At 71.6% G+C, this 23934-nt stretch carries 20 protein-coding genes and 1 tRNA gene; 14 read left to right on the plus strand and 7 right to left on the minus strand.

What is annotated here, in order from left to right; genetic code table 11:
• Window positions 1–42: 42 nt before the first annotated feature.
• The 3 genes from J3A75_RS25365 to J3A75_RS25375 are packed head-to-tail and all read left to right on the plus strand — an operon-like array spanning window position 43 to window position 3476.
• Window positions 43–1485, plus strand: a complete 1443-nt coding sequence (locus J3A75_RS25365) for a CpaF family protein (RefSeq protein ID WP_012320727.1) — start codon at window positions 43–45, stop codon at window positions 1483–1485.
• Window positions 1486–1489: 4 nt separating this feature from the next.
• Window positions 1490–2467: a type II secretion system F family protein gene (locus tag J3A75_RS25370; RefSeq protein WP_012320728.1), complete on the plus strand. Its 978-nt coding sequence runs from the start codon at window positions 1490–1492 to the stop codon at window positions 2465–2467.
• 31 nt (window positions 2468–2498) lie between these two features.
• A complete protein-coding gene (locus J3A75_RS25375) occupies window positions 2499–3476 on the plus strand; it encodes a type II secretion system F family protein (RefSeq protein WP_012320729.1) in 978 nt (325 codons plus the stop codon).
• Window positions 3477–3525: 49 nt separating this feature from the next.
• Here the strand turns inward: J3A75_RS25375 and J3A75_RS25380 are convergent, their stop codons facing one another.
• Entirely contained in the window at window positions 3526–3759 is a 234-nt protein-coding gene (locus J3A75_RS25380) for a GcrA family cell cycle regulator (protein WP_020095642.1), read from the minus strand.
• Between the two features lie 411 nt (window positions 3760–4170).
• On the opposite strand from J3A75_RS25380, the gene sseA reads away from it, so the two are divergent.
• Window positions 4171–5016, plus strand: coding sequence for a 3-mercaptopyruvate sulfurtransferase (gene sseA / locus J3A75_RS25385; RefSeq protein WP_024829120.1), 846 nt, complete (start codon window positions 4171–4173; stop codon window positions 5014–5016).
• A gap of 127 nt (window positions 5017–5143) precedes the next feature.
• Window positions 5144–5632, plus strand: coding sequence for a hypothetical protein (locus tag J3A75_RS25390; protein WP_043074291.1), 489 nt, complete (start codon window positions 5144–5146; stop codon window positions 5630–5632).
• A 64-nt stretch (window positions 5633–5696) separates the two neighbouring features.
• Here J3A75_RS25390 and J3A75_RS25395 read toward each other — a convergent pair whose 3' ends face one another.
• From J3A75_RS25395 to J3A75_RS25410, 4 genes are read right to left on the minus strand one after another with little or no spacing between them, the layout of a single operon-like run.
• A complete protein-coding gene (locus J3A75_RS25395) occupies window positions 5697–6521 on the minus strand; it encodes an FTR1 family protein (RefSeq protein WP_043074292.1) in 825 nt (274 codons plus the stop codon).
• Window positions 6522–6574: 53 nt separating this feature from the next.
• A complete protein-coding gene (locus J3A75_RS25400) occupies window positions 6575–8008 on the minus strand; it encodes a 4Fe-4S binding protein (RefSeq protein WP_071000023.1) in 1434 nt (477 codons plus the stop codon).
• The gene (locus J3A75_RS25405; RefSeq protein ID WP_071000725.1) at window positions 8005–8355 is read right to left on the minus strand and encodes a cupredoxin domain-containing protein; all 351 of its coding nucleotides are present in this window, start codon (window positions 8353–8355) and stop codon (window positions 8005–8007) included. Before J3A75_RS25405 ends, J3A75_RS25400 begins: the two co-directional genes overlap by 4 nt.
• Before the next feature lie 17 nt (window positions 8356–8372).
• Window positions 8373–8936 (minus strand): iron transporter, encoded by a 564-nt coding sequence (locus J3A75_RS25410; protein ID WP_041372370.1) that lies wholly within the window; start codon window positions 8934–8936, stop codon window positions 8373–8375.
• Window positions 8937–9289: 353 nt separating this feature from the next.
• On the opposite strand from J3A75_RS25410, the gene J3A75_RS25415 reads away from it, so the two are divergent.
• On the plus strand, window positions 9290–11416 hold the full coding sequence (locus J3A75_RS25415) for a carbohydrate porin (protein WP_071000024.1): 2127 nt from the start codon (window positions 9290–9292) through the stop codon (window positions 11414–11416).
• Window positions 11417–11450: 34 nt separating this feature from the next.
• Here the strand turns inward: J3A75_RS25415 and lipB are convergent, their stop codons facing one another.
• Window positions 11451–12182, minus strand: a complete 732-nt coding sequence (lipB, locus tag J3A75_RS25420; RefSeq protein ID WP_012320738.1) for a lipoyl(octanoyl) transferase LipB — start codon at window positions 12180–12182, stop codon at window positions 11451–11453.
• A 116-nt stretch (window positions 12183–12298) separates the two neighbouring features.
• Here lipB and J3A75_RS25425 point away from each other — a divergent pair, with 116 nt between their 5' ends.
• The gene (locus J3A75_RS25425; protein WP_020095633.1) at window positions 12299–12604 is read left to right on the plus strand and encodes a FliM/FliN family flagellar motor switch protein; all 306 of its coding nucleotides are present in this window, start codon (window positions 12299–12301) and stop codon (window positions 12602–12604) included.
• Window positions 12605–12722: 118 nt separating this feature from the next.
• Window positions 12723–12807: transfer RNA gene (locus J3A75_RS25430), tRNA-Leu, on the plus strand.
• Between the two features lie 215 nt (window positions 12808–13022).
• Here the strand turns inward: J3A75_RS25430 and J3A75_RS25435 are convergent.
• Window positions 13023–13997: a helix-turn-helix domain-containing protein gene (locus tag J3A75_RS25435; RefSeq protein ID WP_029359315.1), complete on the minus strand. Its 975-nt coding sequence runs from the start codon at window positions 13995–13997 to the stop codon at window positions 13023–13025.
• A gap of 454 nt (window positions 13998–14451) precedes the next feature.
• On the opposite strand from J3A75_RS25435, the gene J3A75_RS25440 reads away from it, so the two are divergent.
• From J3A75_RS25440 to J3A75_RS25465, 6 genes are all read left to right on the plus strand, one after another.
• Complete coding sequence (locus J3A75_RS25440; protein WP_209650805.1) at window positions 14452–16395, plus strand: OPT family oligopeptide transporter; 1944 nt, start codon at window positions 14452–14454, stop codon at window positions 16393–16395.
• 266 nt (window positions 16396–16661) lie between these two features.
• The gene (locus J3A75_RS25445; RefSeq protein WP_012320742.1) at window positions 16662–18182 is read left to right on the plus strand and encodes a DEAD/DEAH box helicase; all 1521 of its coding nucleotides are present in this window, start codon (window positions 16662–16664) and stop codon (window positions 18180–18182) included.
• Between the two features lie 150 nt (window positions 18183–18332).
• Window positions 18333–18752 carry a hypothetical protein gene (locus J3A75_RS25450; RefSeq protein WP_029359312.1) on the plus strand — a complete coding sequence of 140 codons (420 nt, stop codon included), beginning with the start codon at window positions 18333–18335 and terminating at the stop codon, window positions 18750–18752.
• 80 nt (window positions 18753–18832) lie between these two features.
• A complete protein-coding gene (locus J3A75_RS25455; RefSeq protein WP_012320744.1) occupies window positions 18833–19237 on the plus strand; it encodes a FixH family protein in 405 nt (134 codons plus the stop codon).
• Window positions 19234–20730 carry an efflux RND transporter periplasmic adaptor subunit gene (locus J3A75_RS25460; protein ID WP_071000025.1) on the plus strand — a complete coding sequence of 499 codons (1497 nt, stop codon included), beginning with the start codon at window positions 19234–19236 and terminating at the stop codon, window positions 20728–20730. The genes J3A75_RS25455 and J3A75_RS25460 overlap by 4 nt, the downstream gene beginning before the upstream one ends.
• The gene (locus tag J3A75_RS25465) at window positions 20727–23906 is read left to right on the plus strand and encodes an efflux RND transporter permease subunit (protein ID WP_012320746.1); all 3180 of its coding nucleotides are present in this window, start codon (window positions 20727–20729) and stop codon (window positions 23904–23906) included. The genes J3A75_RS25460 and J3A75_RS25465 overlap by 4 nt, the downstream gene beginning before the upstream one ends.
• Window positions 23907–23934: the final 28 nt, after the last annotated feature.

Genomic DNA, 23934 nt, shown 5'->3' on the forward strand with positions numbered 1-23934 from the left:
TCGCCCGGCAGGCGCCGCGGGTCAGCGTCGGGGATCTGACCCATGTTCGGTAGGCGTCAATCCGGCGGCGCGTCGGCGGCGCCCCCGCCGATCCCGCAGGCGCGGATCCCGGCGCCGGCCACGCCTGTGCTGCGCGACGCGCCGGCGGCGGCCTCGCGCCCGGCACCGGCGGCCCCGGTCGTCGTCGAGACCGCGCGCTCGGAGGATTACTACCGCACGAAGAGCCTGATCTTCGGCGCCCTGATCGAGGCGATCGACCTGACGCAGCTCTCGCGCCTCGACGCCGAGACCGCGCGCGAGGAGATCCGCGACATCGTCACGGAGATCATCGGGCTCAAGAACATCGTCCTGTCGATCTCCGAGCAGGAGGAGCTGCTCGACGACATCTGCAACGACGTGCTGGGCTACGGTCCCCTGGAGCCGCTGCTCGCCCGCGACGATATCGCCGACATCATGGTCAACGGCGCCCACCGGACCTTCATCGAGGTCGGGGGCAAGATCCAGCTGACCAGTGTGCGGTTCCGCGACAACCAGCAGCTGATGAACATCTGTCAGCGGATCGTCAGCCAGGTCGGGCGCCGCGTCGACGACGCCTCGCCGATCTGCGACGCGCGCCTGCCGGACGGATCCCGCGTCAACGTCATCGCGCCGCCCCTGGCGATCGACGGCCCGGCGCTCACCATCCGCAAGTTCAAGAAGGACAAGCTGACCCTGGAGCAGCTCGTGCGCTTCGGGGCGATCTCGCCCGAGGGCGCCGAGGTCCTGAAGATCATCGGCCAGTCGCGCTGCAACGTGGTCATCTCGGGCGGCACCGGCTCGGGCAAGACGACGCTGCTCAACTGCCTCACGGCCTTCATCGAGCACGACGAGCGGGTCATCACCTGCGAGGACGCGGCCGAGCTGCAGCTCCAGCAGCCCCACGTGGTGCGCCTGGAGACGCGGCCGCCCAACATGGAGGGCCAGGGCCAGGTCACCATGCGCGACCTCGTGAAGAACTGCCTGCGCATGCGTCCCGAGCGGATCATCGTCGGTGAGGTGCGCGGACCGGAGGCCTTCGACCTGCTCCAGGCGATGAACACCGGCCACGACGGCTCGATGGGCACGCTCCACGCCAACAGCCCGCGCGAGTGCCTGTCGCGTATCGAGTCGATGATCTCGATGGGCGGCTTCTCGCTGCCCTCGCGGACCCTGCGCGAGATGATCTGCGGCTCGATCGACGTCGTGATCCAGGCCATGCGCCTGCGCGACGGCTCCCGGCGCATCACCCACATCACCGAGGTTCTCGGCATGGAGGGCGACGTCATCACCACGCAGGACGTGTTCCTCTACGACATCGTCGGCGAGGACGCGAACGGCAAGCTGATCGGGCGCCACCGCTCGACCGGCGTCGGCCGGCCGAAATTCTGGGAGCGCGCCCGCTACTACGGCCTGGAACAGCGACTCGGCGAGGCGCTCGACGCTGCCGAGGTCATCGACCGGAACTGAGCCGATGGCGGACGCCTCCAACCTGCCGATCGCCGCCGGCCTCGTCGGCATCGCGGTCGCCGCCGTCGCCTACGTGGCGGTCCTGCCCCTGCTCGGCGGCGAGCGCCGGGCCAACAAGCGCCTGAAGTCGATCAGCGTCTCGGCCTCGGGAGCGGCGACCCGGGGCGTGGCGGTCAACCGACGCGAGCAGGTCGCCAAGACGCTGAGCGAGATCGAGGCGAAGGCCAAGGGCGCCTCGAAGGCCAGCGTCGAGCTGAAGCTCGCCCGCGCGGGCCTCGGATGGACGAAGCAGACCTTCTACGGGATGTCGGCCCTGAGCGGCGTCGTCTTCGGCCTCCTGCTCTTCGTCATCACCGACAACGCCCTGGCGGCGCTCGGCGCCGCCTTCGCGGGCGGCTTCGGCCTCCCGGCCTATCTGCTGCGCCACCTGCGGCTCAAGCGCATCGCGAAATTCAACAAGGAGCTGCCCAACGCCGTCGACGTGGTGGTCCGCGGCATCCGCACCGGCATCCCGGTGGGCGACTGCTTCCGCATGGTCTCGCGCGAGGCCGAGGAGCCGGTGCGCAGCGAGTTCCGGACCGTGGTCGAGACCCAGGCGATGGGCCTGTCCCTCGGCGAGGCCTGCACCCGCCTGTTCGAGCGGGTGCCCACCGCCGAGGTGAACTTCTTCGCCATCGTGATCAACATCCAGCAGCAATCGGGCGGCAACCTCTCCGAGGCGCTGAACAACCTGTCCACGGTGCTGCGCGACCGCGCCAAGATGCGCGGCAAGGTCCAGGCGATGAGCATGGAGGCCAAGGCCTCGGCCTCGATCATCGCCTGCCTGCCCTTCGCGGTGGCGGGCATCACCGCCCTCACCAGCCCCGACTACATCTCGCTGCTCTGGACCACCGATACGGGCAAGATCGCCCTGGTCGGCGCGGCGATCTGGATGTCCATCGGCATCTTCACGATCAAGAAGATGATCGCCTTCGAGTTCTAGGCGCGGTGCGCCGTCTTCCGGATCCCGCCCGATGATCGACGCCATCGCCGAGAAGCTGTTCGATCCGCGCTTCATGGGCACGGTCCTGGCCGCCGTCGCGGCGGCCGCGACCGCCTACGCGGTGGCGCAGCCCTTCCTGGAGACCGACCGGCTCGGCAAGCGGATGAAGCTCGTCAGCGACGAGCGAGAGCAGATCCGGCGGCGCGAGCGGCTGAGCGCGGAGCGGACCGGCAACCGGGCGACGCTGCGCACGGAGCCGAAGGCCTACATGAAGTCCATCGTCGAGCGGTACCAGCTGCGCCGCTGGCTCGGCACGGACACCGCCAAGCGCAAGCTGATGCAGGCGGGCTATCGCGGCCAGGGGGCGGAGACGGCGTTCCTGTTCTTCCGCCTCGTCGTGCCGGTGGTCGCGGTGATCGCGGCCCTGTTCTACCTGTTCGTGCTGGAGGTGCTCGACGCCTCGTACCTCATGCGGTTCGGGCTAGTGATCGGCGCGGCCTACATGGGCATCAAGGCGCCGGAGCTGTTCCTGGTAAATACCGCCAAGAAGCGCCAGACCGAGATCCGCAAGGCGTGGCCCGACGCCCTCGACCTCACGCTGATCTGCGTGGAATCCGGCATGGCGATCGAGAACGCGTTCCGGAAGGTGAGCACCGAGATCGCCACGTCCTCGGTCGTGCTGGCCGAGGAACTCGCGCTGATGACCGCCGAGATGTCGTTCCTGCCCGACCGGCGCCAGGCCTACGAGAACCTCGTGATGCGCACCGGGCTCGAGCCGGTGAAATCCGTGGCCACGGCGCTGATCCAGGCTGAGCGTTACGGCACGCCGGTGGGTCAGGCGCTGCGCGTGCTGAGCCAGGAGAGCCGCGACATGCGCATGAACGAGGCCGAGAAGAAGGCGGCCGGGCTTCCGCCGAAGCTCACCGTCCCGATGATCCTGTTCTTCCTGCCCGTGCTGTTCGTGGTCATCATCACCCCGGCGGTCATCCAGATCATGCGGACGCAGTGACGGCCGGCATGGTCCAGGGGATACGACAGGGGATACGGCAGGACCGGCCTCAGCGGATGCGGCCGGGGCGGGTCGGCTCGAACACGATGCGGCGGTGATAGGCGCACCAGCTCTTGCCGTCGGACACGGGGGCGCCGCAGCAGACGGCGCGGTCGTTCGGCTCACCGATGATGTACTTGCACACGAAGGCGCCGGACTGAGCGAAGGGCACGCGCAGGTCGGCCGAGGGCTCCTCGACGGTCTCGGCGTCGCCGATCTGGGACATGCGGACGAGTTGATTCATGGTATCGATCGGCTCAATAAGCATCCTGCACGGTGGGTCGGGCGCCCGGGCAGACAGGGAAGGTTTGAACGCATCTCGTTCAGGCGACGGCCCCGTTTCGCGTCCGCGAGCGGAGCGTCCGGGGCGGCCAACACGATGCCGGCCGTACGGCCGACGCGATTGGCGTCATCATGGTGTCGTAACTGGGGTTACGGCTCTTTAAAACAAGACCAGCCTGCGCTGGATGCATCGGACCACGGTGCAGGATGCGTAGCTCCGTGTTCCCACGCGCGCTCGATTGGCATCGGCCGGCATCGGCGCGGCTGACGAATCCGCTCGAACGCCGCCGCCCCGCGGCGGCCCGGACGTGCAACGCGCTGCGACCTGTGGTTCTGTGAGCCCGCAACGCGAACAGAGCCGGATCCGCCGACCATGGCCCAAGCGCCCCTCGTGTCACCCGAATGGCTGCACGACCGCCTCGCGGCCCCCGACATCGTCGTGCTCGACACCTCCTGGTACCTCCCGGCCGCGGGCCGCGATCCCGAGGCCGAGTTCCGCGCGGCCCACATCCCCGGCGCCCGCCGCTTCGATCTCGACGCCATGAGCGACACCGAGTCGAACCTGCCGCACATGCTCCCGCGGCCCGAGGTGTTCGCGGCGCGGATGCGCGCGCTCGGTATCGGCGACGGCATGCAGATCGTGGTCTACGACGGACAGGGGCTGTTCTCGGCCCCGCGGGTCTGGTGGATGCTCAAGGCCTTCGGCGTGCGCGACGCGCTGGTCCTGGACGGCGGCCTGCCGGCCTGGGTGGCGGCGGGCTACCCGACCGAGGAGGGCGAGCCGCGCCCGCACGAGCGCCGGCACTTCACCGCTCGCCTCGACCACGGCGCCGTGGCGGACGCGGACGACGTCGCCCGGGCCCTCGAGACCGGCTCGGCGCAGGTGGTCGATGCCCGCTCGGGCACGCGGTTCCGCGGCGAGGAGCCGGAGCCCCGCCCCGGTGTCCGGCCGGGGCACATGCCCGGCGCCCGCAACCTGCACTACGCGGCCCTCCAGCGCGACGGCCGGATGAAGAGCCCCGAGGAGCTGCAGGCCGTCTTCGCCGAGAACGGCGTCGATCCGGACCGGCCGATCGTGACCACCTGCGGCTCCGGCGTGACCGCGGCGATCATCGCGCTGGCGCTGGAGACCATGGGCCGCCCCGCCCGGGGCCTCTACGACGGCTCCTGGTCGGAATGGGGCGCCGACCCGGCCCGGGCGGTCGCGACGGGTTCCTGAGAGGCAGCCTCCCGAACCGGCCCGGCGGCCCGTCCGCTCGGGGCTGGTCACGCGTCGCCTTGAATGCTCCGTGATCGATTTCGATATATCGAATGCGCCTGCGGTTGGGCGCTCTACGGAGAAAATCATGCCGCTTCACGACACCACCGCCTTCTCGGGCACCGTCGGGCACGTCTTCGCCCATCGCTTCACCGTCGAGGCCGACGGTGAGACCCATCTCGCTGACCTCGGCCCGAAAGGCGTGGCCGCCTTCCCGATCGCGCACGGGCTGCGGGTGACTCTCGAGGGCGAACGCCGTCCCTCCGAGATCAAGGTCACGCGGATCTCGGCGGAGGGCCGGGATCCTGTGGAGATCCATCACAAGAAGCCCCACCACCCACACGGGCCGAAACGGGCGGAGGCGCGGGCGGAGGCCTCGGCCGATCCCGCGCGCGCTCTCGCGGCGGTCGCCTCCGCGGGCTGGGCGGTCATGGACGCGCCCCGGCGCAAGCCGAAGCATTTCGAGGTCCTGGGTCGCCGACCCGACGGGGCGGCAACGGAGCTGCACGTCGATTTCGCCGGCACGATATACCGGGAGAAACCGGCCGATCCCACCAAGTGGACTGCGCAGAGCTGAGGACGGCCACACGGTTTCCTCCGCCGCGCCGACGGTCGGTGCGGCGGAGGTCGCTTGACGTTCCCTACGCCGCCCGCACCGCGCGGCGCTTGTCGGTGGCGCTCCACTGCATCAGGCCGACCATGACCGCGATGGTGGCGATGTAGACCAGCCCCTGGAGGGCGGTCGGCCGGTCGGTGTAGCCGACCAGCGCGTGCAGGACGCGGCCCGGCCAGGAATTCTCGGCGATCACGGCGGAGCTGTTCCAGAGGGTGTGGCCGAGGACGTCCACCACACCGGCATTGGCCAGGAACTGCGCCGCCTGCGCGGCGAGGCCGGCCGCGAGGAAGATGATCAGGACACTGGTCACCGAGAAGACGTAGCGGCTCGGGATCGAGGCGAGCCCGAGATAGGTCACGGCCGAGAGGAGCGCGCCCGCACCGATGCCGGCGACCGCCCCGAACTGGATGTCCGCGCCCGAGGTGCCCGAGGCCACGAGGCCGTAGAGGAACAGGACCAGCTCGGCCCCCTCGCGCAGGATCGCGGCGCCGATCACGATCGACAGGGCCGCCGCCTCCCGCTCGCCCGAGCGCACGGCCGCACCGGCGGCGCGCAACTCGCCGGCCAGCTCCTTGCCGTGCTTGCTCATCCAGGTGTTGTGCCAGATCAGCAGCAGCACGGCGACGATCAGGACCGCGGCGTTCAGGATGTCCTGCCCGCTACCCTCGAAGGCGTCGGAGATCTTCTCGGCGAACAGGGCCACCAGCGCGGCGCCCGCGAGGCCGCCGACGATGCCGAGCAGGACCCAGCGCATCCGGCCCGGAATGCCGCGGGTCGCCGCCAGCACGATGGAGATGATGAGGCCCGCCTCGATGACTTCGCGGAAGGCGATGACGAAGGCGCCGATCATGGCGGTCTCCAGAAGTTGTGAGGTCGTGTGACGCGAGGCGCGCGAACCGCGCGCTACCAGATCCAGAACAGGAGCACCCAGTTGGCCACCGAGAGGGCGGCCGCGCCGGCGATGCAGGCCGAGGCCGCCACCCGGCGCAGGCCGCCGGCGTCGAGACCCGCCACCCGCCAGGCCAGCCAGACGCTCCACAGGCTCGCGCCGGCCAGCAGGCCCGCGCGGATCTCCGCCACGTAGGGGATCACGATGCCGTCGCCGCGCAGGAACGTCACGGTGAGCGCCGACAAGCCCAGGAAGACGCCGCAGCCCGCCACCGGGATCAGCGTCTGGGTCAGGTGGTGGAAGCGCCGGAGCGACCAGCCCCCGAGGCTCAGGGTCGCGAGCGCCACGATCCCCGACAGGGCGAGCCCGAGCACGACGGTGGCGGCGCCGATGTAGGCCAGCAGCAGCCCGCCGTCGAGGAGCGTCATGACGTCGTTGCGGTCGGGATAGTTCGTCAGCACGAACCAGGGCGCCGAGTACTCCAGCGGCCACGTCGTTCCGCGCTCGATGAGCCACGTGGCCGCCCACTGCTTGGCATCGACGTACCAGGGGCTCGAGGACCACTGGAAGGCGCCCACCGCCAGCGCCAGCATGCCGAACAGGATCAGCATGGTCTGGTCGAGGCTCGGCTCCGCGCCGGCCACGTGGACGATCTCGTGGTTGGGCGAGCGCAGGGCGAGGTGCACGGCGCCGCGATGGCCGCTGCAGCGCCCGCACATGTGGCAAGCGCCCGCGCCGCGCATGGTCTTCACCGGCACGAGGGGCGCGCAGTTGAAAGCCTCGGTGCCGCCGACCGGCTTGGGCGAGGCCGCCCAGGCGGCGCGGTCGACCTGGAAGCTCACCGGCGCGAGCTTCGACAGCACCGCGAAGACGCCGTTGACCGGGCAGAGGTAGCGGCACCAGACCCGCTTGTTGCGCCCGTACAGCAGGCCGACCACGATCGCCGCCAGCGTCGAGCCGCCCAGCACCGCGAGCACCGGCTTCGGGTAGCCGTAGACGCTGGTCATCTGGCCGTAGACGGTGGTGCCCGCGAAGGCCACGAACGGCCAGCCCTGCCAGGTGATCCAGCGCGGCACGGCGTAGCCGCGGCTCCAGCGGCTCGCGAACTCGCTCAGCGCGCCCTCCGGGCAGAGCACGCCGCACCAGGCCCGCCCGACCAGCACCATGCTGACCAGCACGAACGGCCACCAGATCCCCCAGAAGGCGAACTGGGCGGCCAGCGTCAGGTTGGTCCAGATGTGGGCGGCATTGTCGGGCAGCGGCAGCAGGGCCGGGACGATCACCAGCACCGCGTAGACGGCGACGATCAGCCACTGCACGGACCGGATGATCCAGCCGTACCGGCGCAGCACGTCGCCGAACCGCGCGAGCCGCGCGTCGACCGCGGACCGGCGCGGCGTGACGCCGGCCAGGGCCAGGGAGCCGGGCGCTGTCGTGGACGCGCTCATTTGGCCACCATGGTCGCCTTCGCTTCCGGGTGGAAATCGTCGAACACCTGGTAGGTGCCGGCATCGAGGGTGCGGAACACGATCGCCGAGGTCGAGCCCGCGGCCAGCGCCTTCTCGCGCCGGAGTTCCGTGCTCTCGAACTCCACCGGCGTCTGGCCGGTATTCGAGATCTCGAGCTTGAACCGGGTGTTGGCCGGAACCTCGATCACCGTCGGGATGATCACGCCGTCGCGCATCTCCACCTTGATGACCGGCATGTCGTCGGCCCGCGCCGGCGCGGAGGCCGACGCGGCGGCGACCAGCAGCAGCGGGATGGCTCGGACGAGGGAGCGCGGCAAGCGGGACACGGTCAGCTCCAGCACTCTCAGTAGGCGCCCTTCTTGCCGACGCCCGCGAAGGTGAAGTCCTGGGTGATCTCGAAGGGCTCGAACCAGGGGCCGACACCCGTCTCCTTGTCGACGTGGCGGCCGAAATGGCTGTCCTTGCCCGGGGGCGCGACGGTGACCTTGAGACGGTAACGACCGGGGCCGAACAGCTTGACGTTGTCGCCGTAATGCGGCCCGTCATTGGCCACCATCGGCATCAGCATGCCCGACACCGTCTGGTCGGTGGGCTTGTCGCCGTCGAGCTTCACCGCCTCGAACCGGACGTCGAGCGCCGGAACCCAGTCCCCCTCGGCGAAGCCGTTGCGGTTGTCCTTGGCGGCGCGGATATCGGTCTCGAGGTGGATGTCCGACTTGGCGGCCTCGCGCATCATGCCGGGCGGATCCATCTCGATCGGCTGGAGATAGACGGCGGCGACCTCGAGGCCGTTCCGCGTCACGTGCGGCCCGATCGGCACCTCCTTGGCCGTCGCGGCGCCCGCGAACGCGAGGAGTGAGGCCGCGGCGAGGCCGCGGAGAACCGGGATGATGTGCGACGCGTGCATGCGACCGCACATAATCCACCCCGCCCGAAGTTCAAACCGGAATCGCACGAGCATCAAATAATAACAATTCTAATCTGGGACGTCGTCGAGTCGGCACGACCGTATTCACACGTCTTCCCGAGAGATCGACACGCTCACTACGCGATCTCACGCAGATGTTCGCCCCAAAATCTTGCACTGGATCTTGACGGAGCCGGCTCAGCCAGGCTCGTCATGCCAGTGCCATGCAGCGAACCGAGAATGTGGGGCGGGACGGCCACGATCTGCGCGACGCCCTGTGACTGGACTGCGCGGTGCGGCTTGCGCGACACCGGATCCCGTTTAAGCAAGTGCTATACTTTTCTGTGAGTCGGATGAGAACCCGTTCCGTGCCCCTGGTCCGCACCGCAGCGCTCGTCCTGACCGCGCCCCTCCTCGCGCCCGTCGCGGCACCGGCGGCCGACCTGTTCGCCCCGCGCCCAACCGCCCAGGCGCCGGCCTACACCGACTGGTCAGGAGGCTATGTCGGCCTGGAGGGGAGCGCAGGCGGCTCCTACGGTGCCTACAGTTTCGGCCCCACGACGATCGGAGGCCGGCCGGTCCCGCCGTTCAAGAGCGGCGATTCCACCGGCCGCAGCGATCAGGGCAAGAACGCCACGACGGCAACCGGCGGCCTGTTCGGCGGCTGGAACTGGCAGGCCGGGCCGTGGGTCTACGGCATCGAGGCCAGTCTCGACGCGGCGAATCTGAAGCGGCCAGTCCCCTCGACCATCGCGGGCTTCGGCTACGCGGACACGACGCCGGCCTTCAACATCGTGCGCGCCAAGACCGACCTCTACGGCGCCCTCCGTGCCCGGCTGGGCTACAGCTTCGACCGCTACCTGATCTACGGCACCTTCGGGCTCGCGGGGGCGAACGCGCGCATCCTGGCGAACTATCCGGACCTCGACGCGGGCGGGCAGACCGCGGCGCGGCGGGACCTCGACTATGTCGGCTTCACCCTCGGCGCGGGCGTGCAGTACGCCATCACCGACAGCCTCGCCCTGGGGATCGACTACCGCTACATCGATCTCGGCGGCAGCCGGCGCTTCCCGCTGGGCGCTGTGCCCGGCGACGCGGGCGGGCCGGTCACGACCCGGGCGAGCTTCAACTCCAACCAGCTGTTCGCGCGGCTGATGTGGTTCCCGGACGGCCTGAAGGTCCCGCCGGACCCGGACGAGACCGCCCCGCACGACCCCGACAACGGCGATACCGGCCGCTTCTCGCTGCACGGCCAGACGACGCTGATCGCGCAGGGCGTGCCCGGCTTCCGCTCGCCCTACGAGGGCGCGCAGAGCCTGATCCCCCACCAGGCCCGGCAGACCACCACGGCCACGATCTTCCTCGGGCTCAAGCTCACCGACAGCACCGAGGTCTACTACAACCCCGAGTTCAGCCAGGGCTTCGGCCTGTCGCGGACGCTGGGCGTCGCCGGCTTCGTCAACGGCGAGGCGCAGAAGGCCGGCGCCCCCTTCCCGAAGCTGCGCTCGAATCGCTACTACGTGAAGCAGACCTTCGGGCTGGGCGGCGAGACCGTGGAGGTGCCGGACGGCCCGAACCAGGTGGCCACCCGCTACGACGCCGAGCGGATCACGCTGATCGCCGGCAAGTTCGCGCTGGGCGACTTCTTCGACGGCAACATCTACGCGCACGATCCGCGCGTGGACTTCTTCAACTGGTCGCTCTGGGGCTCGTCGGCCTGGGACTTCCCGGCCAATCTCCCGGGCTTCACGCAGGGCGTCTACGCCGAGTACAACCGGCCGGAATTCGCGATCCGCGCCGCCTACACGCAGGTGCCCAAGGAGCCGTCGAGCGACGTGCTCGACCCGCGGGTGTTCCGGCGCGCCGGGCTGAACGTCGAGTTCGAGGAGCGCCACGTCCTCCCGTGGCTGGAGCAGCCCGGCAAGATCCGCATCGGGCTGTTCTCGAATGTCGGCGTCTCGGCCAACAACCGCGATGTGGTCACCCTGACGCAGCTCGGCCTGTTCGACGACATCAACGACGCCGTCGCGGCGACCCGGCGGCCCCGCCGCAAGACCGGCGGCTACATCAACCTGGAGCAGGCGCTGACGCCCGAACTCGGGCTGTTCGCCCGGGCGAGCCTGAACGACGGGCGCACCGAGAACATCTCCTTCACCGACATCGACCAGAGCTTCTCCGGAGGCCTGTCGCTGAAGGGCAAGGCCTGGGACCGGCCCGACGACACGGTCGGAATCGGCGCCGCGATGAACGGGCTCTCGCCGTCGCACCGGGCCGCCTTCGCGGCCGGCTATCTCGGCCTGCTGGTCGGGGACGGGCGCCTCAACTACGGCACCGAGCGCGCGCTGGAGACCTACTACGCCCTGAACCTCACGAAGTTCGTCACCCTGACCTTCGACTACCAGTTCATCGACAATCCCGGATACAACCGCGACCGCGGCCCGGCACACTTCTTCGCCTCGCGGCTGCACGCGGATTTCTGATCGGCGCGGCCGGAGGCTTCGGCGGCGCGCCCGATCAGAAATCCGCCTCGATCGCGGTCGCACCGAAAATGTCCTCGAAGGCGGCGCGGAGCTGCATGTCGACCTCGGCCATGCTCACCGGCAGGCCCAGATCGACCAGACTCGTCACGCCGTGCTCCCGGACGCCGCACGGCACGATGCCGTCGAAATGCGCGAGGTCGGGCTCCACGTTCAGGCTGACGCCGTGGAAGCTGACCCAGCGGCGGACCCGGATGCCGATCGCCGCGATCTTGTCCTCGACGCCGGGCCCCTTCTCGGGTCGGCGCACCCAGACCCCGACCCGGTCCTCGCGGCGCTCGGCGCGGACGTTGAAGGCGGCCAGGGTCTCGATCAGCCACGCCTCCAGGCTCGCCACGTAGGCGCGCAGGTCGCGGCTGCGCCGGTCGAGGTCGAGCATCACGTAGGCCACCCGCTGGCCGGGGCCGTGATAGGTGTACTGCCCGCCCCGCCCCGTCGCGTGGACCGGGAAGCGGTCCGGCGCCACGAGATCCTCGGGCCGGGCCGACGTGCCCGCGGTGTAGAGCGGTGGGTGCTCCAGCAGCCAGACGCATTCGGGCGCCGCGCCGCGGGCGATCGCCTCCGCGCGCGCCTCCATCCAGGCGAGGGCGGCCGCGTACTCCACCGGCGCGTCGCTCACGCGCCAGCCCACCGGGCCGGCGACCGGGTCGGTGCCGGGCCGCTTCGGGAACGCGTGCGGGCTGACCGTGAGGCGGGGCGCGTTTACCAAGAGTTCACCATCCTGCGTCGATGGTCGAAGCCTTCAACACCCGCGGCCGGCGGTTGCAAGGGCTTGCTGCGAAGGCTTGCCCGGACCGGACCGGCGGCGAGACGGGATGGCGGGCGGTGGCGGTCTTCGAGACCCTGAAGGTCGATCTGACGGTGGTGCTGGGCCGCGCCCGCATGCCGCTGCACATGCTTCTGCGCATGGGCCGCGGCGCCGTGATCGAGCTGGAGGCCAGCGACAGCGACATGGTCGAGATCCTGGCCAACGACCACCCGATCGCGCGCGGGCAGATCGTGGTGACGGGCGACCGCATCTCCGTGGAGGTGACCGAGCTGATCCGCAAGGCGGCCTCGATCGTCGAGCCGGGCGTCAGCATCGGCGACGGTGCGGCGCCATTCTTGGAGGGCGGCTACGATTCCCCGTGAGTGCGCTTGTCGGCGGCCGGACGATCTGTTATCCGCTGCGCCGCGCGACACGAAAGCGGCCCCGGGTTCTCCCGCGGGGTGCGACGGTCGGGCAACCGGACCGATCTTCGCGTCCGATGCGGCCATGGCGGAATTGGTAGACGCGCTAGCTTGAGGTGCTAGTCCCGCGAGGGGTGGAGGTTCGAGTCCTCTTGGCCGCACCACACTGTTTCGGTTGCCCGGATCTGCGGCAGCCCGGATGTGGTGCAAGACAGGGCGGTACGCCGCCGATCACGACGCAGCATCATCTGAACGGACCCGCAGGGTCGGGGCTGAAGTCCCGCTCGCGCGGCGGCGCCTTCGCCGGATCGGCGGAGTCGCGAGGCCGGCCCGCGCGCCGGGGCGGGGCAGGATCGGCCGAGGCCGTCCACCGTCGCGGTCAGCGAACCGACGGAGCGCCGGAGGCCCGCAGCACGGCCGCATCCCTGTACTCGCGCGGCGTCAGGCCGTGGCAATCCTTGAACCGGCGGGAGAAGTGCGCTTGGCTCGTGAATCCGCAGCCATAGGCGAGCATCCCGATCGACAGCTGCAGGCAGGCCGGGTCCGCCAGGCGCTTGGCCGCCGCCAGCCGGCGTTCCCAGATCCAGTCTGAGATGTGCTGGCCGCGCTCGTGGAACAGCTCCTGGAGGCGGCGCAGCGAGACGCCCATGACGGCCGCGAGCTGCGGCGGGTCGAGGCCCGGGTCGCCCAGATGAGCTTCGACATACGCCTTGGCGCGCTGAACGACGACGCTGCCGTGGATGGGCCGGGGCACGTCCTGCGCGAGCCGCTCGGCGAGGCTCGCCACGATCAGGTCGACTCCGATCGCCGACATGCGCTCGGCGGCGTCGGGCGTGAGCTGGTGACGCACCCGGATCAACTCCTGGATGAAGCGGGTCGCCAGCGTGGCCGAGGCGAGTTCCGCCCCGACCGACAGGCCAGTGTAGAGCCGCGTCGAGCCGAGCGCGCCCTCCAGGCGCTCCCGTGGCAGCTCCAGGAACAGGGCTTGGCTGTCCCTCTGGGTCGTCAGTACGGAGGCGCGGTGGTCGAGCACCAGCATGTCGCCGGGCCGCTGCACCGCCTCCCGGCCGTCCTGAACGCTCGTCGACAGGCCCGCGAGCTTGAACAGCACCACGACCATCCCGGCCCTGTCGTGGCGCCGGGCCGCGCTGGGCGTCGTCTCGCACTTCAGCGCGCTCTGCGTCAGGCGGGAGACGTGCAGCGCGCCGATCTCGGCGATGTCGAGCTTGCCCCGGAACGGTCCGTCGTCGAGGCGCTCGACCTCGATCGGCACGAGCCGCTCCCCGAGGAGGTCCCGCCACAGCCTGAACCCGTTCCTCGGGTGTAGCCCTTCCGTCGAGAACACAGTCTGCATGGGCAACGTCTGGAGTCGCCGCCGCGATATCGGTCGGCCGCGCAGCGGTCATTCGATCCGATCGCTAAGTATATTTCTATACATTCTCACGATCGAACGAGACATCAATACTGTCAATCCTGAAAAAATTAGGTCTTTCCGCGAAAAACAGAGGCCTTCATCAGTCACGGCGCCGAGAAAGGCACGGCCCGGCAACGTCCGGAAGACGGCACCAGCGTGGACCGGTGGTCGAACCGGGTTCTCGGGAAATCCTCGGCGCGTCGGGCGCACCGCCGCCGGACGGCGACGGACAGCCAGGCAATGCCGGGCTGCGGCGCGGCCGGGATCCTTGACCGGGACGCGGCTTTGCCCGCCGCGCGGCTTCGGATACCGGCGGCTGATCGTGGTGCGGCGGCTGTCTTTTCTCCGGTCCTGTTCCTAGACTGGTCCGGTCCCGCAACTGGGTCCGGTCCGCATGTCCAGCGTTCCCCAGCCCGCCGAACTGACGCTGCGCGGCATCGTGCTGGGCGGCGCGATCACGCTGATCTTCACCGCCGCCAACGTCTATCTCGGCCTCAAGGTCGGCCTGACCTTCGCCACCTCGATCCCCGCCGCCGTCATCTCCATGGCGATCCTGCGGCGCCTGCCCGGCGCCACGGTCTTGGAGAACAACATCGTCCAGACCGTCGCTTCCGCGGCCGGCACCCTGTCGGCGATCATCTTCGTGCTGCCCGGTCTGGTGATGATCGGCTGGTGGCAGGGCTTTCCGTGGCTCACCACCGCGGGCATCACCGCGACGGGCGGGATCCTCGGCGTGATGTTCTCCGTGCCCCTGCGCCGCGCCCTCGTGGTCGAGGCCGACCTGCCCTTTCCCGAGGGCCGGGCCGCCGCCGAGGTGCTGGCGGTGGGCTCCGGCAGCCGTGCCGGGGAAGCCGACAGCGCCCGCGGCCTGCGGCTCCTCGCGTGGAACGGCCTCGTCTCGGCGGCCTTCGCGGCGCTGGCCCAGACCCGGCTCGTCCTCGACTGCGCCGGCACGTGGTTCCGGGTCGGCGCGGGCGCCACCGGGATCGCCGGCAACCTGTCCTTCGCACTGATCGGCGTCGGCCACCTCGTCGGGCCCTCGGTCGGGGCCGCGATGGCCCTGGGGCTGGCGATCGCCTGGGGCGGCCTCATCCCGCTGCTGACCGCCGCGCAGCCGATGCCGGGCGCCGGCCTGGAGGCCTGGGTCGGCGCGGTGTTCCGCCAGGACGTGCGCTTCTTCGGCGCCGGCGTGATGGGCGTCGCGGCGGTCTGGACCCTGGTGCGGATCGCCGCTCCGGTACTCGGCGGCATCCGCTCGGCGCTGGCGGCCGGGCGCGCCCGCGCGGCCGGCGCGGCGCTCGCCGTCGCGGAGCGCGACCTGCCGGTCGCCGCAGTGGTGCTGGTCTCCCTGGCCCTGCTCGCGCCGATCGGCTGGCTGCTGTGGACCGTGCTGGCCGGGACGCCGCTGGAAGGCGAGGCCCTCCCGCTGATCGCCGGCGCCCTGCTGTTCATCCTCGCGGTCGGCCTCTGCGTCGCCGCCGTGACTGGCTACATGGCCGGGCTGATCGGCGCCTCGAACTCTCCCCTGTCGGGCGTCGGAATCCTCGCCGTGCTGGCGAGCGCGGCCCTTCTCCTGGGGCTGTTCGGCCGCGGGACCGATCCGGAGGGCACCCGGGCGCTGGTCGCCTACGCCCTGGCGGTCACCGGGATCGTGTTCGGCGTCGCCACCATCGCCAACGACAACCTGCAGGATCTCAAGACCGGGCAGCTCGTCGGCGCGACGCCCTGGAAGCAGCAGGTCGCCCTGGTCATCGGCGTGGCCTTCGGCTCCGTCATCATCCCGCCGGTGCTGAACCTCCTCGGCACCAGCTTCGGCTTCGCGGGCGCGCCCGGGGCGGGCCCGAACGCCCTCGCGGCACCGCAGGCCGGGCTGATCTCGGCACTGGCCCGGGGCGTCCTGACCGGCGATGCCAACTGGCGGATGCTGGCCTGGGGCGCCGTCGCCGGCCTCGGCCTCGTCGGCCTGGACGCGGCTCTCGAGCGCCTGAATGTCCTGCGCCTGCCGCCGCTGGCCGTCGCCCTCGGGATCTACCTGCCGATGAAGCTGGTCCTGCCGCTGGTGGCGGGCGCCGCGATCGGCACGTTCTACGACCGCTGGGCCCGGGGGCGGCCCGATCCGGAGCTGGCCCTGCGCATGGGCACGCTCACCGCGACCGGCCTGATCGTCGGCGAGAGCCTGTGGGGCGTCACCTTCGCGCTGATCGTCTACCTGTCGGGCAGCGACGCGCCCCTGGCGCTGCCCGGCTCGGAGGCGCAGGGCCCCGCGCTGCTCGCCGGCCTCGCGCTGTTCGCCGGCGCGACGGCGGCCCTGTACCGGACCGCGCGGCGCTCGGCCTGACCGGGCCGCAACCCGGCCCTGCATTGACTTCGCAGCCGCACACACGCATATCGGCGGCGCAGCGTCAGCGGCCGTCATGGCCCGCTTGAGGGGGCTGCGTGACGGATCGGGCGCCACCCGGCGTGATCCGGCCCCCCTCTTCATAACGTGCATGCACCCGGGCCGCCCCATCACGCGGGCTGCCCCCTGCCAACGGACCGGCTCCAACACGGCACCGCGCGCGAGGCGCGAGGCGCCCGGCCGGCCCTGCTGCATCGGATACATCCTTGACCCAATTCACCGATTTCGGCCTCGCCCAGCCCGTGCTGCGGGCGCTCAGCGAGGCCGGCTACGTCGCGCCGACCCCGATCCAGGCCCAGGCGATCCCGCCGGCCATGGAGGGCCGCGACCTCTGCGGCATTGCCCAGACCGGCACCGGCAAGACCGCGGCCTTCGCGCTGCCGATCCTGCACCGCCTCTCGCTCTCGGACCGCCGCGCCCCGCGCCGCGGCTGCCGGGTGCTGGTGCTCTCGCCGACCCGCGAGCTCGCCAACCAGATCGCCGAATCGTTCACCGATTACGGCCGGCACCTGTCCTACACCACGACGGTGGTGTTCGGCGGCGTCACCATCAGCCGCCAGGAGCGCGCGCTGGCGCCGGGCGTCGACATCCTCGTCGCGACCCCGGGCCGGCTGATCGACCTCGTCGACCGCCGCTCGCTGACCCTGGAGGGCGTCGAGATCCTCGTCCTCGACGAGGCCGACCAGATGCTCGACCTCGGCTTCATCCACGCCCTCAAGCGCATCGTGAAGATGCTGCCCGAGAAGCGCCAGAGCCTGTTCTTCTCGGCCACCATGCCGAAGAACATCGCCGGCCTCGCGGCGCAGTACCTGACCGACCCGGTCCAGGTCGCGGTGACCCCCGTTGCCACCACGGCCGAACGGGTCGAGCAGGAGGTGATCTTCGTCCATACCGGCGCCAAGCAGGCGCTGCTCGGTCACATCCTGCGCGATCCGGCGATCGAGCGCGTGCTCGTCTTCACCCGCACCAAGCACGGGGCGGACCGGGTCGTGCGCGGGCTCGACAAGGTCGGCATCGCGGCGGCCGCGATCCACGGCAACAAGAGCCAGCCGCAGCGCGAGCGGGCGCTGGCCGCCTTCAAGGACGGCTCCTGCCGGGTCCTGGTCGCCACCGACATCGCCGCCCGCGGCATCGACGTCGAGGGCGTGAGCCACGTGGTCAATTTCGACCTGCCGAACGTGCCGGAGAGCTACGTCCACCGGATCGGCCGCACCGCCCGCGCCGGCGCCGACGGCCTCGCCATCTCGTTCTGCAACGACGAGGAGAAGGCCTACCTGCGCGACATCGAGCGCGTGACCCGGCAGAAGGTCCCTGTGGCGGGCTTCCCCGAGGGCTTCACCCCGCCGTCTCGCCAGGAGGCGGCCGAGATCGCCCGGGAGGAGGAGCGCCGGCCCGAGCGTCCGCAGCAGCGCCCCGGCGGCGGCCGCCAGGGCCAGCGGCCCCGGCAGCAGCAGGGCCGTCCGCAGCAGGGGCGTCCCCAGCAGGGCCGGCCCGAGGGCGGCCGCGGCTTCGGCGGTCCAGGCCAGGGCGCACCCCGGCAGGGTCGGCCCCAGGACGGCCGCGACGCACGCGCGGACCGGCCCGCCCGCCCGCAGGGCGAGCGCCCGAACCAGGGCCGCCCGAACCGAGACGGGCGTCCCCAGCGCGCCGAGGCCCGTCCGCGCAGCGGCGGCGGTGGCGGCGAGGGGCGCAGCATCGGCTGGCTGGAGCGGGCGCCCCGTTCCTGAGTGACGATCACGCCGCCCGGGACGGAAACGTCCCGGGCGGCCTCGTTTCCGGTGAGCGCTCAGGCGATCACCCGCCGATGGAGCGGCGCGCCCTCATCGCGGGTCGAGCCCGCACTTCCGCTCCCGCCCGGAATTTGGCATCCTGACGCCGTGAACCCCTGGTCGGCCCTTCGGCGCCTGTTACCGCTCCTCGCGGTGATCAGCCTCGCCCTGACGCCGGTGACCGCGCCCGCGGCCATCGCGGGCGCGCACGCGCCGATGGCGGCGCCGGCCCACGGCCACATGAACCACCACCACGCCGGCGCGCCGGAGGTGGCCGCCGCGGAGTCCGGCGATTCCGGCACGATCGCGGACATGGACGCCATGCCGTGCTGCCCGAAGCCGGCCAAACCCGACTGTGTCAAGGGTTGCCCGCTGATGGCGCTCTGCCTGGCGGGCCTGGCCTCGCTCCTCCCGGCCGCGATCGCCCTCCCCGTACCGACCGCGCGCGGTCTGAGCACCCGCTGGCCCGAGGCCGCGGCCTTCGCCAGCCGGCCGGGAGCCCCGCTGCCCGAGCCTCCCCGGGCCTGAACCCGATGCCGCCGGCGCGCGCGCCGGCACGGTGACGCGCGTCCGCGCGCACCTCCCATCGCGTTCAGGAGACAAAACCCGTGATCAAGCTTCCCCTCGCGCGCGCCGCCGCGGCCGCGCTGCTCGGCGCCGTCCTGTCGGTCCCGGCCCTGCCGGCGCGCGCCGACGTCAAGGATTACCGCTTCGAACTCGTACAGCCCGACGCCAAGGTCGGCGAGGCGATCCTCGCCGTCCGGCTCGTCGACCGGCGGACCGGCAAGCCGGTGCCCGACGCCGTGGTCTTCGCCAAGCGCCTCGACATGGCGCCCGACGCCATGGAGGAGATGGCCACCAAGGTCGAGCAGCTGCCGTCCACCGAGCCCGGGATCTACCGCTTCAAGGCCAAGCTCTCGATGCAGGGCCGCTGGCGCCTGTCGCTCGCCGCGAAGGTCCAGGGTGAGACCGGCACGGTCGACGACCAGCTGATCGTCCAGGCCGCCAAGTGAGCCGCACCGCCTGGTTCGCCGGGGCCCTCGCCGCGCTCGCGGCGGGGGGTATCGGCTACGGCGCGGGGCACGGGGGCGACCCCGTGCCGGCGCTGGTCGCGGCCGCCCGGACGCGGTTCGCCGCGTGGCGGCCGAGCGGTCCGGCCCCGTCCGTCCCGGCCCCGTCCGTCCCGGCGCCGAATGCGGCGGCGACCGGCCCGGTGGTCTACTACCGGGATCCGGACGGGAAGCCGGTCTACTCGCTGGCGCCGATGATGACCGCGGACGGGCGCGAGTTCCGGCCGGTGCGCGCCAGCGAGGACGTCCGCTTCGATCTCCCGGACGACGTTCCCGGCCCCGACACGGCCGGCGCGGAGGCCGCCGGCCACCGGCCCGATTCCGGCACGCGCGCGATCCTCTACTACCGCAACCCGATGGGCCTGCCGGACACGTCGCCGGTGCCGAAGAAGGACTCGATGGGGATGGACTACATCCCCGTCTACGCCGACGCGGAGGCGGGCGGCCCGGTCGTGACGGTCCCGGCCGGCCGGATCCAGCGCACCGGCGTGCGGATCGCGACCGCCGAGCGGCGGGTGGTGGCGCAGCCGGTGCGCGTGCCCGGCACGCTGGCCCTCGACGAGCGCCGCGTCACCGTCGTGGCGACGCGCTCCGACGCCTATGTCGACCGGGTCGAGAGCGTCACGACCGGGGACCGGGTCCGCCGCGGCCAGCCCCTGGTCCACGTCTACTCGCCGGAGATCAACGCGGCCGCGGCCCAGCTCATCGCCAATCCCGGCTTCGACGGCGCTCGCCGGCGGCTGCAGAACCTCAACGTCTCCGCGGACGTCATCGACGCGATGGAGCGCACCCGCACGGTGCCGATGGCCATCACGTGGGCCTCGCCCCGGGACGGCCTCGTCCTGCAGCGGAACGCCGTGGAGGGCATGAAGGCCGCGGCCGGCGACACGCTGTTCCGGATCGCCGACATCGCGGTGCTGTGGGTGCTGGCCGACGTGCCCGAGCGCGACCTCGCGGGGATCCGCGTCGGCCAGGTCGCGACCGTGCGCCCGCGCTCCGCGCCGGGCCGGACCGTCACCGGCCGGGTGGCGGTGATCTACCCGCAGGTGAATCCCGAGACCCGCGCCACCCGGGTGCGGATCGAGCTGCCGAATCCGGACGGCACGCTCCTGCCGGACATGTACGCCGACGTCGCGATCGCGACGGGGAGCGCCGAGCCGGTGGTGGCGGTCCCGGACGACGCCGTCCTCGACACCGGCACGCGCCAGGTCGTGCTGCTCGAGCGCGGCGAGGGCCGCTTCGAGCCGCGGGCCGTGACCCTCGGCGCGCGGGGCGAGGGCTTCACCGAGATCCGCGCCGGCCTCGCGGCCGGCGACCGGGTGGTCACGGCGGCGAACTTCCTGATCGACGCCGAGAGCAACCTGAAGGCGGCACTCCAGAGCCTCGCCCCGCCGCGGGACGATCGGCAGGCCGCCCGTGCGGGAGATGCCCCGTGATCGCCCGCCTCATAGACTGGTCGGCCCGCAACCTGGTCCTGGTGCTGGTCGGGACAGCGCTGGCGGTCGGCGCCGGCCTCGTGGCCCTCCGGACGCTGCCGCTGGACGCCATCCCCGACCTCTCGGACGTGCAGGCCATCGTCTACACCGAGTATCCCGGCCAGGCGCCGCAGGTGGTGGAGGACCAGGTCACCTACCCGCTCACCACTGCCATGCTGACGGTGCCGCGGGCCAAGGTGGTGCGGGGCTTCTCGTTCTTCGGCGTCTCCTTCGTCTACGTCATCTTCGAGGACGGCACCGACCCGTACTGGGGCCGCTCCCGGGTGCTGGAATACCTCAGCGGCGCGGCGCGCCGCCTGCCGCAAGGCGTGACGCCGACGCTGGGCCCCGACGCCACCGGCGTCGGCTGGGTCTACCAGTACGTCGTGGTCGCGCGGGAGCGGACGCTGGCGGAACTCCGCTCGCTGCAGGACTGGGTGATCCGCTTCGCGGCCTCGCGCGCGGAGGGCGTCGCGGAGGTCGCGGGCGTCGGCGGCTTCGTGAAGCAGTACAACGTGGTCGTCGACCCGAACCGGCTGCGCGCCCAGGGCATCACCCTCGCGGCGCTCCGGGACGCGATCCGGTCGAGCAACGCCGATGTCGGCGGCCGCACGGTCGAGCTCTCCGAGTTCGAGTTCATGGTGCGGGGCCGCGGCTACCTGCGCGGCGTCGCCGACATCGAGAACATCGTCCTGAAGAGTGCGGCGGGCACGCCGCTGCGGGTGCGGGACGTGGCCCGCGTCGAGCTCGGGCCCGACGAGCGGCGCGGCATCGCCGAGATGAACGGCGACGGCGAGGTCGCCGGCGGCATCGTGATCCAGCGCTTCGGCGCCAACGCCCTGTCGGTCATCGACAGCGTGAAGGCGAAGCTCGCCGAGGTGGCCCGGAGCCTCCCGGCCGGCACCGAGATCCTGCCGGTCTACGACCGCTCCCGGCTGATCGAGGCCGCCATCGACACCCTCCGGCACACCCTGGTGGAGGAGAGCCTCGTCGTCTCCCTGGTCTGCGTCGTGTTCCTGCTGCACGTGCGCAGCGCCCTCGTCGCCATCCTGATGCTGCCGGTGGGGATCCTGATGGCGCTCGCCGGCATGAAGGCCCTGGGCCTCGGCGCCAACATCATGAGCCTGGGCGGCATCGCCATCGCGGTCGGCGCCATGATCGACGCCGCCATCGTGATGATCGAGAACGCCCACAAGCACCTGGAGCGGGCGCCCCCCGGGAGCGACCGGGTCGCGATCCTGATCGCGGCGGCCGCCGAGGTCGGGCCGTCCCTGTTCTTCTCGCTCCTGGTGATCACGGTCAGCTTCCTGCCGATCTTCACCCTGGAGAGCCAGGAGGGCCGCCTGTTCGGGCCGCTCGCCTACACCAAGACCTTCGCGATGGCGGCGGCCGCCCTGCTGTCGGTGACGCTGGTGCCGGCCCTGATGGTGCTGTGCGTGCGCGGGCGGATCGTCCCCGAGCACCGCAACCCGCTGAACCGGCTCCTCGTCGGGACCTACCGTCCGGTGATCGCCGCCGTGCTGCGGGCCCGGGTCCCGACGATCCTGCTCGCCGCCGGCCTCCTGGCCGCGACCGCGTGGCCGGCCCGGCAGCTCGGCTCGGAGTTCATGCCGGACCTCGACGAGGGCAGCCTGCTCTACATGCCGACGACGCTGCCGGGGATCTCGGTGACGCAGGCCGGCGCGCTGCTCGCCACCCAGGACCGGATCATCAAGAGCTTCCCGGAGGTGGCCTCCGTCTACGGCAAGGCCGGCCGGGCGGCCACGGCGACCGACCCGGCGCCGATGGAGATGTTCGAGACGGTCATCGCCCTGAAGCCGAAGGCGGAGTGGCGGCCGGGAGTCACGCTCGCCGGCCTCAAGGCCGAGATGGACGCGGCGCTGCAGTTCCCGGGCGTGTCGAACGCCTGGACGCAGCCGATCCGCGCCCGCATCGACATGCTGGCGACCGGCATCCGCACGCCGGTGGGCGTGAAGGTGCTGGGCACCGACCTCACGGCGATGGAGGGGGTGGCCCGGCAGGTCGAGAGCGCGCTCCGGACCGTGGCCGGCACGTCGAGCGCCTACGCCGAGCGGGTGATCGGCGGCTACTTCCTCGACATCACCCCGGACCGGGAGGCGCTCGGGCGCTACGGCCTGCGGGTCGGGGACGTCCAGGACGTGATCGCCACCGCGCTCGGCGGCCAGAGCGTCACCGAGACCGTCGAGGGCCGCGAGCGCTACACGGTCAATGTCCGCTACCCGCGGGCCTTCCGCTCGGACCCGGCCGCCATCGCCGACACGGTGCAGGTGCCGCTTCCGGCGGGCGGGACCGTGCCCCTGCGCGAGGTCGCGGCCGTGGCGCTGGCCCGCGGGCCGACGGCGATCCGCACCGAGAACGGACAGCTCGCGGTCTACATCTACGTCGACATCGCCGGCCGGGACCTCGGCGGCTACGTCGCGGCGGCGCGGCAGGCCGTGGCCGACGCGGTGACGCTGCCGGCCGGCACCACCCTCCAGTGGAGCGGACAGTACGAATCCCTGGAACGGGCCGAGGCGCGCCTCGCGATCGTCGTCCCGCTGACGCTGCTGCTCGTGTTCCTGCTCCTCTACCTGAACTTCCGGCGGCTCACCGAGACCCTCATCGTCATGCTGTCCCTGCCCTTCGCGCTGGTCGGCGGGGTCTGGCTGCTCTGGTGGATGGGCTTCAACCTGTCGGTTGCGGTGGCGGTGGGCTTCATCGCGCTGGCCGGCGTCGCCGCCGAGACCGGGGTGATCATGCTGGTCTATCTCGACCACGCCCTCGACGCGGCGCGGGCCGCGTGCGACCGGGCGGGGCGGCCCCTGACCCGCGCGGATCTGCGGGCGGCCATCATGGTCGGCGCGGTCGAGCGGGTGCGGCCCAAGATGATGACGGTCGTGGCGATCATGGCGGGACTGCTGCCGATCCTCTGGAGCCAGGGGGCAGGCTCGGAGGTGATGCAGCGGATCGCGGTGCCGATGATCGGCGGAATGGTCTCGTCGACCCTCCTGACCCTGATCGTCATCCCGGCGGTCTACGCCCTGGTGAAGGGCTGGGGCCTGCCGGCAGCCGGAGGGGACATCCGGCCGGCGGCGCGGCCCCGCCGGCGGCGGAGCGCCGACAGCGCCGCCGGCTGACCGGGCGACCGTGCGAGCGCGGCGACCG

Origin of the sequence: Methylobacterium sp. PvP105 (genome assembly GCF_017876975.1) — a bacterium.
Classification (GTDB): Bacteria; Pseudomonadota; Alphaproteobacteria; order Rhizobiales; family Beijerinckiaceae; genus Methylobacterium; species Methylobacterium radiotolerans.

Coding starts and splice junctions, on each gene's coding strand:
- J3A75_RS25380 (WP_020095642.1), bottom strand. CDS start 3,759: ATGAATCAACTCGTCCGCATGTCCCAGATCGGCGACGCCGAGACCGTC.
- sseA (WP_024829120.1), top strand. CDS start 4,171: ATGGCCCAAGCGCCCCTCGTGTCACCCGAATGGCTGCACGACCGCCTC.
- J3A75_RS25395 (WP_043074292.1), bottom strand. CDS start 6,521: ATGATCGGCGCCTTCGTCATCGCCTTCCGCGAAGTCATCGAGGCGGGC.
- J3A75_RS25390 (WP_043074291.1), top strand. CDS start 5,144: ATGCCGCTTCACGACACCACCGCCTTCTCGGGCACCGTCGGGCACGTC.
- J3A75_RS25415 (WP_071000024.1), top strand. CDS start 9,290: ATGAGAACCCGTTCCGTGCCCCTGGTCCGCACCGCAGCGCTCGTCCTG.
- J3A75_RS25440 (WP_209650805.1), top strand. CDS start 14,452: ATGTCCAGCGTTCCCCAGCCCGCCGAACTGACGCTGCGCGGCATCGTG.
- J3A75_RS25365 (WP_012320727.1), top strand. CDS start 43: ATGTTCGGTAGGCGTCAATCCGGCGGCGCGTCGGCGGCGCCCCCGCCG.
- J3A75_RS25400 (WP_071000023.1), bottom strand. CDS start 8,008: ATGAGCGCGTCCACGACAGCGCCCGGCTCCCTGGCCCTGGCCGGCGTC.
- J3A75_RS25435 (WP_029359315.1), bottom strand. CDS start 13,997: ATGCAGACTGTGTTCTCGACGGAAGGGCTACACCCGAGGAACGGGTTC.
- J3A75_RS25410 (WP_041372370.1), bottom strand. CDS start 8,936: ATGCACGCGTCGCACATCATCCCGGTTCTCCGCGGCCTCGCCGCGGCC.
- J3A75_RS25370 (WP_012320728.1), top strand. CDS start 1,490: ATGGCGGACGCCTCCAACCTGCCGATCGCCGCCGGCCTCGTCGGCATC.
- J3A75_RS25375 (WP_012320729.1), top strand. CDS start 2,499: ATGATCGACGCCATCGCCGAGAAGCTGTTCGATCCGCGCTTCATGGGC.